The organism is Brooklawnia propionicigenes (assembly GCF_030297015.1).
GTDB classification, from domain to species: Bacteria; Actinomycetota; Actinomycetes; order Propionibacteriales; family Propionibacteriaceae; genus Brooklawnia; species Brooklawnia propionicigenes.
This window is the reverse complement of sequence record NZ_AP028056.1, coordinates 2,687,646-2,699,538: the sequence shown is the minus strand read 5'-3', so window position 1 is coordinate 2,699,538 and position 11,893 is coordinate 2,687,646. Positions and strand designations below refer to the sequence as shown.

Genomic DNA, 11,893 nt, shown 5'->3' with positions numbered 1-11,893 from the left:
TCGCGTATGCTCGCAGCTGACCTGGTCCGGCTCTGGAAAGGCGCCATGCGCATCTCGAAGACGTCCGTGCTGCTCGCCCTGATGGTGACGGTGACGTCATTCAACCTGCGCACGATTGCGGTGGCGATCGGGCCCGTCCTGCCGTCGATCCAAGACGAGCTGGGCATGTCGCAGACCATGGGCGGGCTGCTGACCTCACTACCCACGCTGTGCTTCGCGCTCTTCGGATTCCTGGCCGGACGGATCAGCGGACTGCTCGGACTGCACCGGGCGATCCTGGTGGCGTTGATCGTCAACATCGGCGGGCAGGCCGCCCGCAATGTCAGCGACTCCACGGTCGGTTTCATGCTGGCCACCTGTGTGGCGCTGGCCGGTATCGGCGTCATCAACGTGCTACTGCCTCCGCTGGTCAAACGTCATTTCCCGGCGCGCAGCGGACTGGTCACCTCGCTCTACACGACCGGCCAGTCGATCGGCCTGACGATGGCCAGCCTCTACACCGCCCCCCTGGCGATCTCGCTGGGCAGCTGGCGCGGCGCCTTCTGGGTCTGGGTGGCCACCACTGCCCTCGCGCTGCCGCTGATCATCTGGTCGATGCTGCGGTTCCGCGATTGGTCGGGGGGTTCACGCACCCGGATCTCGCTGGCCGCGGTGGCCCGCACCCGGCTCGGCTGGATGATGGCGGTCTTCTTCGGCATGCAGTCCGCGCAGGCCTACGGCCAGTTCGGCTGGCTGCCGTCCATCTACCAGAGCGCAGGATTCACGCCGATCCAGGCCGGGAACTTCTTGGCCATCGTCGCGGGCATCGGCATCCCATTCTCGTTCATCATCCCGAACCTGACGATGCGGATGAAGAACCCGGCCCCGCTGGTAGTGGCGCTGGCCGTGTGCGGCAGCATCGGCTACGGTGGCCTGATCTGGAACCCGACCGTGCTGCCCTGGCTGTGGCCGGTCTTCCTGGCCATCGCGGGCTCGTTCTTCCCGATGATCCTGGTGCTGTTCAGCAGGCATGCCAGCACGCCCGCCGGCACCGCCGCGCTGTCGAGCTTCTCACAGGGCATCGGCTACGTGCTGGCCTGCATCGGACCGTTCCTGCTGGGCGCGCTCAAGGACGCCACCGGCTCATTCCTGTGGCCGATCTGGATCCAGCTGCTGATGTTCGTCCCGCTGACGATCTGCGGGCTGATCGCGATCGGTTCGGGCACGATCGAGGACGAGCTGGAAGCCACCGCCTCAGGCCAGTGAGCGCTGCACGACCCGCAGCGGCAGCAGTGCTGCCCCGCTGGGGCCGATCTCGATGTCGACGCCCATCTCGGGGCAGACGCCGCAGTCGTTGCACTCGTCCCAGCGGCAGTCGTGCACCGCGCGGCCCTTGGTCGCGTCCTGGTAGTCCTGCCACAGCCAATTGCGGTCGAGGCCCAGGTCGAGATGATCCCACGGCAGCACCTCGGTAGCCGGACGCTCGCGCGTGGTGTACCAGGCCAGATCGACGCCTTGGGGTTCCAGTTGCTCCGCTGCGCAGCGGATCCACCGTTCGTAGTTGAAATGCTCATTCCAGCCGTCGAAGATGCCGCCGTCACGCCAGACCGCCTCGATCACCTTGCCGACGCGCCGGTCGCCGCGGGCGAGCAGACCCTCGATCAGGCCGGGGTGGCCGTCCGACCAGCGGATCGTGATGGCTCGCCCGCAGGCGCGATCGTCGCGTACCCGCTGTTTGAGCTGGCGCATCCGGTCGTTGGCGATCTCCGGATCGGTCTGCGCAACCCACTGGAAGGGAGTGTGCGGCTTGGGGACGAACGCGCCGATGCTGATGGTGCAGGCGATATCGCGACGGCCTGCGGCCCTGCGCCCGGCCTCGATGACCCGGTGCGCCATGTCGGCGATGGCGAGCACGTCCTCGTCGGTCTCGGTGGGCAGCCCGCACATGAAGTAGAGCTTGACCGAACGCCAGCCGGACGAGAACGCCGCGGTCACGGTGTTGATCAGGTCGTCCTCGGAGACGTTCTTGTTGATCACCGCGCGCATCCGCTCGGTGCCGCCTTCGGGGGCGAACGTCAGGCCGCTGCGGCGCCCGTTGCGGGCGAGTCTCTCGGCCAGATCGATGTTGAAGGCGTCCACCCGGGTGCTCGGCAGCGACAACGAGACATTCGTACCGTCGTAGCGCTCGGCGAGCTGCTCGGTGATCTGGTCGATCTCGGTGTGATCGGCGCTCGACAGACTGAGCAGGCCGACCTCTTCGAGCCCGGTGGCCTCGAGCCCGGCCTCCACCATGGTGCCGATCACCGGCAGGCTGCGTTCCCGCACCGGGCGGGTGATCATGCCGGCCTGGCAGAAGCGGCAGCCGCGGGTGCAGCCGCGGAAGATCTCGACCGAATAGCGTTCGTGGACGGTCTCCGCCAGCGGAACCAGCGGTGCCTTGGGGTAGGGCCATTCGTCCAGATCGGTGAGGATCCAACGCTGTACCCGGTAGGGCACGCCGGGCCGGTTCGGTGAGATCTTGGTGATGGCACCGTCGGTGCCGTAGCTGATGTCGTAGAACTGCGGCACATAGAACATGCCGGTCTCGGCGAGGGACTGCAGCAGGCCGAGGCGTCCGCCCTGGTCGCCGGAAGCATGCCAGGCACGGACGATCTCGCTGAGCCGCAGCACCGCCTGCTCGCCATCGCCCAGCACCGCGACGTCGATGAAATCGGCGATCGGTTCGGGATTGCAGGCGCAGTGCCCGCCGACCACCACGATCGGGTCATCGATGGTTCGGTCCGCGCTGCGCAGCGGGATACCTGCCAGGTCGAGGGCGTTCAGCAGGTTGGTGTAGCCCAGTTCGGTCGACAAGCTGACACCGAGCACATCGAACGCGCGCACCGGACGATGGGTCTCCAGGCTTGCCAGCGGCACTTTGTGCTGCCGCATCAGGGCTTCCATATCGGGCCAGACCGAGAAGACCCGCTCGGCGCTGATCCAGCTGGTCTGATTGAGCACCTCGTAGAGGATTGCGTTGCCCTGGTTGGGCTGGCCCACCTCGTAGGCGTCCGGGTACATCAGCACCCAGTGCACATCGGCATCAGCCCACGGCGTGGTGACGGCGTTGAGCTCGCCGCCCACGTACTGGATGGGTTTGGTCACGTGGGGCAGCAAGGGCTCGATGCTGCCGTAGATGGACGCCGGTTCTGTGGTGTGCGCAGTCATATCGCAGGCAATGGTAACCGGCCGGCGGGCTAGGGCCGGTCCCCGGATTCCCAGGGACGCGGATTGAACAGCGGATCTTGTTCGATGGGCGCGGTCTGAGGTGGCACGTCCTGCGGCCACCGCGGCTGCGGGACGCCCGGGTAGGTGCCCCAGCCGGGCTCCGGCGTCGAGCCCGGCGCCAGGTAGGGGTTCGGTGCCGGCGGCGGGTAGCTCATCGGCGCTGCGGGGACTTGCATTGATGCCGCGGGGGCGGCGGTGATCGCGATTCCCCGGCGTCGCGCCTGCCAGATGATCAGCGCTGTCGCGACGGCGATGACCGCCATCCCGATGAGGACGTCGGGACCGCCGGCGCCCGAGGACCGGTCGAACAGCCCGCTGATGTCGCTGAACGGCAGGAATGCCTCGCTGAGCAGGTTGTTCACAACATGCATGACGATGCTGGCCTCCAGGCCACCGGTACGCCAGACCAGAATGCAGGACGCCGCGCCGAAGCTGAAATAGTAGAGATTCAGCCAGAGGTCGGATGCCGAGTGGGCCCACATGAACACGCCCGACGAGACGATCAGCCCAGCCACCAGGCCGGCCTTCTCGTTGCGGAAGAAGCCGGCGATGGCGCGGTTGACCACCCCGCGGAAGCCGTACTCCTCACCAGCCGACTGCAGCGGCGTGGTGATGAGGATGCCGACGACCAGCAGCCAGGTGTCCTGGTTGACGGCCAGGTCGTCGAAGCCACCGGCTTCGGCGGTCAAGAACCAGTCGAAGCCTATGTAGATCAGCCAGAGGGGCAGCACGATGAGCACGCACCTGCCCAGCCAACCCCAACGCAGGCTTCCGGTCACGCTGGCCAGGAAACCCGGGCGCTGCTTGAAGATGACCGCCGAAATGAAGAAAGCGACCAGGATCAGTGCGGCCAGTGAAAGGTTGTTCGCCAGGAAGACCGAGGCCGTCAGCTGGTCGAGTCCCAGATTGGCGAGGTCTTGGGTCGTCAGCCTGCCGCGGGAGATGTCAAAGGCGATCGCGCCGGCGGACAGGACAAGCGCCAGGACGAACATGGCGACCACGCCGAGCGCCAGAGCGACGACCGGGCGCCACCAGCGCCAGCGGGGCGTCCGCCAGAACGACGCATAGCTAGTCGGTGTGATGGGCAGGGACGGCTCGAACGCGGGCGGCTGATTCATCAGTGGCTGGTAGGCGGACGGGGGAAAGATCGGTGCGCCGTAGCCCGGCTGCTGAGAGTAGCCGCCCTGCGATGGGCGATCGTCCTGCTGGGGGTAGGAGTTCTGCGGGTAGTCGGTACCAGACATCAAACCTCCAATGCCGGGAACCACAGCCCGATCTCGCGAGCGGCCGAGTCCGGCGCATCCGAGGCGTGCACGAGATTGCGGTTCTTGTACAACGAGAAATCACCGCGGATGGTGCCGGGCGCCGCAACCGCGGAGTCAGTGACCCCGTTCAATGTCCGGACCGCGTCGATCGCCCGCTCGCCCTCCAGCACCATCGCCACCAGCGGTCCGGACGTGATGAAGGCTTCGAGGGATGGGTAGTAGTCGCGTCCAACGTGTTCGACGTAATGCTGGGCAGCCAACGCGGCGTCCGCCTGACGCAGCTCGAGCGCCCGGATAGTCAGGCCTTTGGCCTCATAGCGGGCGATGATCTGACCGATCAGTCCGCGGGCCACTCCATCGGGCTTGACAAGAACTAACGTGCGATCGATTGCGCTCATGACTGAACTTTACAAGCCAGTTCCCGCACGCCCCGGGTGCCCGCCGCGGGCACGCGCATTGATGCGCATCGTCAGGTCCGACTCACAGCGGTCGGACGTGGCGCTCGGCGATCTCGACGACCTTCGCGACCCTGCGGGCGTACTTCTCTTCGGACGTGCCCAGCCAGTCGGTCGACATCCAGGACTTAACCACTTCCATGGCGAGCGCCGACCCAATGATCTTGCCGCCGATGCACAGCACGTTGGTGTCCGAATGCGAGCGGGCCAGCCAGGCGCAGAACGGGTCCTGCGCGACGGCGGCGAAGACACCTGGCAGCTTGTTGGCGATCATCGCCGACCCGTAGCCGACACCGTCCACGAAGATGCCTCGTTCGCATTCGCCACGTGAGACGGCCAGTGCCGCAGGATAGACGTAGTCGGGTAGGTCACAGGGCTGCTCGTCGAAGGTGCCGAAGTCGACGACCTCGTGGCCGAGCGACTGCAGCCAGGCCGCGATCTCATTCTTCAATGCCGTTCCGGCGTGGTCGTTGGCGAGAGCAATGCGCATGTCTGGACGCTACCTTCTCGACTCGGCTCCTGGTGCGGGTACCGGTCAATCACCACCAATGAGTCGGACGACTGGACTCGCCAACGCAGTTTGCTAACACGGCAACGAGCCGGTGTCGGGGTTCGGAGTTCAGCGCGCCCGGAAGTACCTATACATTGAGGCTCGTCTAAGGCTCGCGGCGCCCAGCATCGATCCCAAGATGAGCGACACCGAACCCGCGGCAGGACAAACCGCTGCGATCAGCCACAGCTCGTGAAAGAACTGCTTATCGTCGCTGTGTATTCGCGAGAGTATACCGAGGGCCGCTCCGCTCAGGACCAGAGCGGGCACAGCGACCAGTCCGGCCTCGATGGCTACCTGCAACAGCAACGCACTCCGGCTTTGCCCCTTGGCCAGCCCGTCGCACAGTTCAACGCGCCGTCGCCTCGCCCACAACAACCCCACACACAGGCCAAAGGCCGCTGCTCCTACCCAAGCGAATCTCGAAATCCGTGATTCAAACTCCCCGGAGAAGTCGGCATTCGTTCCATTCGACGGATTTGCCTGCCGGATCTGCGCCGCATCTGCATTTTGAGATTCAGTAATCACAGTGCTACGCAACAATGCGCCGGAATCCTCCGAGACCGGCCATTCTCGCAGCCAGCACTCATCGAACGCCGAAGTCGTGGGCGTCGGGACAAGAACTGCGAATCCCAGCCGAGCATCTCGTCCATCGCTAGGCCACACATAGGTGCCAGCGATCACGATCGGGCCTTCAGGAGTCTCCAGACGTGAACCAGCACTCAACCCGAGCTGCTCGGCAAGCGTGTCATGAATCAGCACGCCCGAGTCGGTGATCGGGCTTCCCGCGATCAGTTCGGCAAACCCGGGAGAAACGTCGTACGCCGCCACCGACAATCCGTACAGCTCGTGCAGCACCAGCGGCGAACGCTCCCGTAGGCCGCCACTGTTTTGGACTGAGTCAAGCTCCGAAAGCCTGTCGCAGGCGCCACCATCCACGGTCTTGTTCGCGGTGACAAGTATCACATTTGACGCCGTATCGCGATAGTGCATCATTTCGGTGTTGACGGCCGTCACCTGCAAGACTTCGGCCGCTCCCAAGGAGCCGAAGACGGCAGCGGCTGCCACAATTAAAAGCACTGCCTGCATCTGTCCGCTCGCAAAGTCGCGCCATGCCCAGCGAAGAATCGATCCTATTCTCATAGCGGCTCACGGGGCACTGACATTCGGTCCTTGCCCAAATCGATTGTCCGATCACAAACACCCGCCGTCGCTGCGTCATGCGTTGCCACGACGACGATTGCTCCCTCGTTCGATAGCGACCTCAGTACGCCATTCACAGTACTGGCCATTTCAGCATCGAGTTGGGCGGTCGGCTCATCGACCAGGATCAACTGCGGATTGAATGCCAGCATGCGCGCAAGCATGACTCGCTGCCCCTCACCTCCAGATAGTGCGGCGAACGGCTTTTCGGCACTCGCGGTCAACTGGAATGCTTCTAGGATATCTCGCGCTCGTAACTCCGCAGCAGCCCAACTCAGCCCTTGGGTCAGTAGCGGAAAGGTCACGTGATCCAACGCGGTCCTGCGGGCCATACCGTGGGGATTCTGGAAAACCCAGCCACTACGTGCCACTCCATTGCGCCTGATCTCCCCAGATCGAGGGCGTTCCCAGCCTTCCAGGATCGATAGCAAGGTTGATTTCCCGCTGCCCGACGGGCCAACAACTGCAGCGACTTCGCCGCCCCTCAAGCGAAAGGTAAGATCCTCAAACAAATGTCCGGTGCCTGGATACCAATGAGATATATTGCGAGCCTCAATCATCGGCACATCGCGCTGGATCATAGCAGCTAGCAGCCGCCAGTAGTAGCGTCGCCGAGGTCAACCTCAGTGAGTTCGGCGGGCTCGTCCGGCACAACGACAGCAGCACCGAGGGTCGCCGCAAGAATCTCCACCCGGAAGCTCACACCGCCAGATTGGATACACCCGCGAGATCCGTCCATATCAAAGACTGCGCCGATGGGCACTCGAAGCGCCGGTACCGGGCTCTCCAATCGCAACGAACCCACGGTTTCTTGATCTGGAGCGGCCAAGTAGTCGCGATATTGAGGACTTGTTTCGATTGCCCGCAGAAACTCAGGAGCCGAAACTGTTACTGGCAGCTCACCGAATTCCCCAATGGACGCGCTGGCTCCCATCAGGGTCAGAACGCGTGCTCCTGGCCGCATCGCCGGGCCTTGCACGTCGTGGATGGTCACAGAGATCAGTTTCCCCGGGATCGTGCCGATGACACCGTCTGAGGGCACCGACGCGCCCACCGCGGGACGCCAGACATTCAGCGACACAGGATCGGAGGGCAGCCACACTGTCTGTGCCAACGACACTTCGTCCGCTGGTTCAGTTACCCCCGCATGAGATTGAAGCCTTCGCCATCCCGCGGAGCTTCCCGAATCGAAAACGTCACCACTAGATTCCGACAAGAACCCCAGCCGGACGAGCTCATTGTTGAGTGCGGACACATCTGGCCCGCTGGTCCCGAAACCGATGTCTCGGTAGAGCGGGGTTTGGGTTGCCAATCCGAGGATAGGCTGTCCATTGACCTGCATCAGCAGTTGACCTGAGTCGATCGTTGTGCCTTCGCTAGCTAGAAATGTCACCACTCCCGGCATGCTTGTTCGAATGTCCACCCGGGGGCCGGTGAGAAAGCTCACGTCTGCCACGCGGGCATCATCGAACTGCTGGGATTCGACCGGGGCGAAGGTGTGCGGTGACGCTGCTTCCAGCCCACGCGGCGGCGAACCTGAAACCCTCAGGCCGACAAGCACTCCGACAGACACGGCGACGATGATCGCCACAACCCAGGCGGTCAGCGATTTGGTGCGGGCTCCGGCGTGCTGCGGACCTGGTTCAGCCTTTGTGGGCACCCGCGCTCCTTCCGCCTTAGTGTGGGCAGGTCTAGCCGATTGAGATCCCGACCGCATACAAACAGCTTTGTGCCACCGGATCGCTCACTTCGAATGGAAAGGTCATTGCACGACGGTCAGACTCGAAGTCACTCGCGTGATACTCGGGACCGACAAGACCGCCTCTGAGTAGGCACCGCACAGCGACCTCGTTCTCATCCGCCAACAAGTCGGGATTGTTCACCTGAATGTTGTAGAGCGTCTCGACAAGGCGATAGGTACTCGAGCATTCCACGCTGACCTGGGCGAACCTTTCGCGCGTGACCGTGGCGTCGTTGACAGTTCCCAGTCGGTAGATTCCGTCAATTCCCTTCGTGAATGGCAGCCCGGTCACGCCACCGGCCTCAAGACAATCGACATATTCAGCGAAGACGAGCTCGTAGTCCGCCGTAGAAATCGATCCAGAGGCGGCTGCTCTTTCGATGACAGGGATGGCATCCTCGGGAATATCCGGCCTGGCAAGGGTCCGTTCAAACAACTCATTCAGGTTTTCCGCCAGTCGTCCGCCGCTGGCAGTAGCGTCTGGGCTCGAATCAGCTGAGCACCCAAACAGCGCCGCAGCCAAGAGCAGGCAGGCACCGGCACGACGCCAGCCGCGACGTACCGGCGACCGCTGCCCGAGGCTGCGCCGCCCGCGCGGAGTCAGCAGTGTTGCCATCCGTATCCCCCGCCAGAGCCTGATACGCCCACGAAGGCGTTACTTGTCTGACCGGTGCCATACCAGGGATCTCGGCACGCACCCGTGTTCCAAGCACCCGCTCGCTGGGCCCAGGCTTGGAACCTCAGGTCGCTACTTGACGACGCAGTTGCCTGAGAGTAAACCCCCCATGCCTTAATCTCCCCGTATACGCTTACTGCGGCGGCAGCTGGCGGAGCAGTCCCAAGCATCAGACCCAAGCCAACTGCGACCATCCCAGTGCTCTGCACAGTATTTTTTTCATTGTTGCTCCTGGTTGAATTCGACATCGAATGGGTGTACTAGCCACACTATGACCGGTATCACAGGTTGTCAACAGACATATGCGTATCGGATCAGCGCATAGGAGCCAGGACAGCTGACCTACAACCCCAGTTCGGCATCCAGCCGCCGCAAGACCTCACCCACCTCGCCAGCGAGGTAAACCGATCCGATCACCAGGACCGCAGCGTCGTCGCCGCCCTGCTCGGCCAGACCACGGGCCAGATCGATCGCCCGTGCGGGATCCGCGGCGGTACGCACCCGGCTGGGGCCGAACGCTTCCTCCGCCACCGCAGCGAGATCGTCGACCGTCAGGGCCCGAGGATTGCCGGTCATCGTCGTCACCACGATCGTGTCCAGTTCGTCGGCCAGCAGCTCCATCACCTGAGCGGCATCCTTGTCGCGCATCATCGCCACAACGCCGATCAACGGCTGGGCGGTGAAGGCCTCTCGCAGACCCGCCAGGGTCGCGGTGATCGCTTGCGGGTTGTGTGCGGTGTCAAGGATCAGCAGCGGATCGGAGCTGATCGCCTCCAGCCGTGCAGGCGCCGCGACCGATCCCAGACCCTCGGAGATGACCTCGCCGCTGAGCCCCGCGCCCCGAAGCGCCTCCACGGCCGCCACTGCCAGGGCGGCATTGTGTGCCATGTGGGCTCCGTACAGCGGCAGGAAGATGTCACCCATCGGGCCGTCGGCGGCATCGATGCGCAGCAACTGTCCGCCGACGGCGGGCTGCCGATCGAGCAACCCGAAATCGACGCCCTCGCGCACCATCGGGGCACCGACCTCGACACACCGCGCCATCAGCACCTGGGCGGCTTCGGGAGTCTGCCCGGCCAGCACGGCCACCGAGCCGGGCTTGATGATGCCGGACTTTTCGCCCGCAATCTCAGCGATCGTCCGGCCGAGCAGATGGGTGTGGTCGAGCGAGATCGGCGCCACGACCGCGACCTGGGCGTCGGCGACGCTCGTCGCGTCCCAGCGTCCACCCATGCCGACCTCCATGATCGCCACGTCGACTGGGGCATCCGCGAACGCCGCATAGGCCATGGCAGTGATGACCTCGAAGAAGGTCATCGGGACCCCGCCGAGCAACCGGTCGTCCACCATCTGCACCAGGGGTGCGATCTGCCACCAGATCTCGTCGAAGCGTTCCGCGCTGATGGGCTCGCCGTCGACGCAGATGCGTTCGGTGACGTCGATCAGATGCGGGCTGGAGAACCGTCCCGTGCGCAGCCCCATCGCCCGCAGCAGCGCATCGATCATGATCGCGGTGCTGCCCTTGCCGTTGGTGCCGGTGATCTGGATGACCGGGCAGGCCCGCTGCGGTTCGCCTAGCAGGTCGCACAGGGCGGCGATGCGCTCCAGTGAAGGCTGCGGATGGCTCTCGGGCCAGCGGCTGATCAGCCAGGAGACCAGCTCGTCGTGACTCGCATGGACGGACGGCTGCACGAGGGAACTCATAACGCGCAAGTTTAGGCTGTGGGTCCACAAGAGCGTTGACACGCGCGAGCGACCTGCGCCACAAACCGGATTCAGGTCTGAGTTGCACAGATATCATGGGCGCGTGGATGCTTCGTCCCGGCCACCGAGTGGAAAGCGACCAGATGAGCAAGAGCAAGCAGAACCAGCCGCGCGCGGGCAAGGACAACGCTGCCGGTAAGGCGGCGTCCGCGAAGGCTGACACCCCCAGAGCGGCCAGTGCTTCGCGCCGCGAGCAGCTGCGTGTTCAGCAGGAGGCCGAGTCACGGCGCAGGCGCACCATCGGCATCATTACCGCCGCCGCAGTCGTGCTGGCCGTGGTGATCATCGTCGTCGTGGTCGTGGTGATCGTTCAGAACCGTGGCTCCAGCGGTGGCCAGTCAACCCCCGGGTCGACCGCGGACCAGATCGTTCCGCCGAGCGCCAATGCCGACAACACCGGGCTGGTGTACAACCGGGCTGATCCAGCCGCTGGCGCGCCGGAGGTCGTCGTCTACATGGACTATCAGTGCCCTGGCTGCGGCCAAGCCTCCAAGTTGGTCGAGCCGGGCCTGGAAGAGCTGGCCGACAACGGCGAGATCTTGCTGACCTACCAGATCCTGCACGGACTTGATCGCAACTTCCCAGGTGATCACTCCTTCCGCGCCGCCACTGCGGCCACCTGCGCCGACGTGCAGGGGGTCTTCCCCAAGTACTCGAAGCTCGTCTTCGCCGGTCAGCCGGCCACCGAGGGCGACGGTTGGACCGACCAGCAACTCGGCACGGACTACCCGAAGCTGGCCGGCCTCGACGGTGATGCACTGAGCGCCTTCCAGACCTGCTTCACCGACCAGGCCACCGCCGATTTCGTCAACAGTATGCAGGACGCGTTGCCGTCCTACGTGACGTCGACGCCGTTCTTCACCGTGAACGGTGACCAGTGGAGCCCGACGACCGCCGATCTCGCCAGCACGGACGCCATGCGCCAGGCCATCCAGCAGCTCGCCGGCTGAGCCTTCGACGCCCTCGAGTCCGGCTGACCAAAGATGCTGGAGG

Annotated in this window: 11 protein-coding genes; 2 read left to right on the top strand and 9 right to left on the bottom strand. The window is 64.4% G+C overall.

The genetic code is table 11. The features are described from left to right. The first annotated feature begins 6 nt into the window (after positions 1–6). Positions 7–1,245, top strand: coding sequence for an MFS transporter (locus QUE25_RS12390; protein WP_286265459.1), 1,239 nt, complete (start codon positions 7–9; stop codon positions 1,243–1,245). Here QUE25_RS12390 and QUE25_RS12385 read toward each other — a convergent pair. The 9 genes from QUE25_RS12385 to QUE25_RS12345 all read right to left on the bottom strand — a co-directional run bounded on the left by QUE25_RS12385 (position 1,234) and on the right by QUE25_RS12345 (position 10,840). Further along, positions 1,234–3,186 carry a TIGR03960 family B12-binding radical SAM protein gene (locus QUE25_RS12385; RefSeq protein ID WP_286265457.1) on the bottom strand — a complete coding sequence of 651 codons (1,953 nt, stop codon included), beginning with the start codon at positions 3,184–3,186 and terminating at the stop codon, positions 1,234–1,236. The two genes, QUE25_RS12390 and QUE25_RS12385, sit on opposite strands and share 12 nt — an antisense overlap. Positions 3,187–3,215: 29 nt before the next feature. Beyond that, positions 3,216–4,490, bottom strand: coding sequence for a CPBP family glutamic-type intramembrane protease (locus tag QUE25_RS12380; protein WP_286265455.1), 1,275 nt, complete (start codon positions 4,488–4,490; stop codon positions 3,216–3,218). Continuing rightward, positions 4,490–4,909, bottom strand: coding sequence for a nucleoside-diphosphate kinase (ndk, locus tag QUE25_RS12375; protein WP_286265453.1), 420 nt, complete (start codon positions 4,907–4,909; stop codon positions 4,490–4,492). The genes QUE25_RS12380 and ndk overlap by 1 nt, the downstream gene beginning before the upstream one ends. Positions 4,910–4,991: 82 nt before the next feature. Next, positions 4,992–5,456 (bottom strand): RpiB/LacA/LacB family sugar-phosphate isomerase, encoded by a 465-nt coding sequence (locus tag QUE25_RS12370; protein WP_286265451.1) that lies wholly within the window; start codon positions 5,454–5,456, stop codon positions 4,992–4,994. A gap of 129 nt (positions 5,457–5,585) precedes the next feature. Next, a complete protein-coding gene (locus QUE25_RS12365; protein WP_286265450.1) occupies positions 5,586–6,605 on the bottom strand; it encodes a hypothetical protein in 1,020 nt (339 codons plus the stop codon). A 50-nt stretch (positions 6,606–6,655) separates the two neighbouring features. Then, positions 6,656–7,300, bottom strand: coding sequence for an ABC transporter ATP-binding protein (locus QUE25_RS12360; RefSeq protein WP_286265449.1), 645 nt, complete (start codon positions 7,298–7,300; stop codon positions 6,656–6,658). Positions 7,301–7,305: 5 nt separating this feature from the next. Continuing rightward, the gene (locus QUE25_RS12355) at positions 7,306–8,379 is read right to left on the bottom strand and encodes a hypothetical protein (RefSeq protein ID WP_286265448.1); all 1,074 of its coding nucleotides are present in this window, start codon (positions 8,377–8,379) and stop codon (positions 7,306–7,308) included. A 31-nt stretch (positions 8,380–8,410) separates the two neighbouring features. Beyond that, the gene (locus tag QUE25_RS12350; protein WP_286265447.1) at positions 8,411–9,076 is read right to left on the bottom strand and encodes a hypothetical protein; all 666 of its coding nucleotides are present in this window, start codon (positions 9,074–9,076) and stop codon (positions 8,411–8,413) included. Positions 9,077–9,478: 402 nt separating this feature from the next. Then, positions 9,479–10,840, bottom strand: coding sequence for a bifunctional folylpolyglutamate synthase/dihydrofolate synthase (locus QUE25_RS12345; RefSeq protein WP_286265446.1), 1,362 nt, complete (start codon positions 10,838–10,840; stop codon positions 9,479–9,481). 143 nt (positions 10,841–10,983) lie between these two features. Between QUE25_RS12345 and QUE25_RS12340 the strand changes: the two genes are divergently transcribed. Next, the gene (locus QUE25_RS12340) at positions 10,984–11,850 is read left to right on the top strand and encodes a DsbA family protein (RefSeq protein ID WP_286265443.1); all 867 of its coding nucleotides are present in this window, start codon (positions 10,984–10,986) and stop codon (positions 11,848–11,850) included. Positions 11,851–11,893: the final 43 nt, after the last annotated feature.

Coding starts and splice junctions, on each gene's coding strand:
- QUE25_RS12390 (WP_286265459.1), top strand. CDS start 7: ATGCTCGCAGCTGACCTGGTCCGGCTCTGGAAAGGCGCCATGCGCATC.
- QUE25_RS12385 (WP_286265457.1), bottom strand. CDS start 3,186: ATGACTGCGCACACCACAGAACCGGCGTCCATCTACGGCAGCATCGAG.
- QUE25_RS12380 (WP_286265455.1), bottom strand. CDS start 4,490: ATGTCTGGTACCGACTACCCGCAGAACTCCTACCCCCAGCAGGACGAT.
- ndk (WP_286265453.1), bottom strand. CDS start 4,909: ATGAGCGCAATCGATCGCACGTTAGTTCTTGTCAAGCCCGATGGAGTG.
- QUE25_RS12370 (WP_286265451.1), bottom strand. CDS start 5,456: ATGCGCATTGCTCTCGCCAACGACCACGCCGGAACGGCATTGAAGAAT.
- QUE25_RS12365 (WP_286265450.1), bottom strand. CDS start 6,605: ATGCAGGCAGTGCTTTTAATTGTGGCAGCCGCTGCCGTCTTCGGCTCC.
- QUE25_RS12360 (WP_286265449.1), bottom strand. CDS start 7,300: ATGATCCAGCGCGATGTGCCGATGATTGAGGCTCGCAATATATCTCAT.
- QUE25_RS12350 (WP_286265447.1), bottom strand. CDS start 9,076: ATGGCAACACTGCTGACTCCGCGCGGGCGGCGCAGCCTCGGGCAGCGG.
- QUE25_RS12345 (WP_286265446.1), bottom strand. CDS start 10,840: ATGAGTTCCCTCGTGCAGCCGTCCGTCCATGCGAGTCACGACGAGCTG.
- QUE25_RS12340 (WP_286265443.1), top strand. CDS start 10,984: ATGAGCAAGAGCAAGCAGAACCAGCCGCGCGCGGGCAAGGACAACGCT.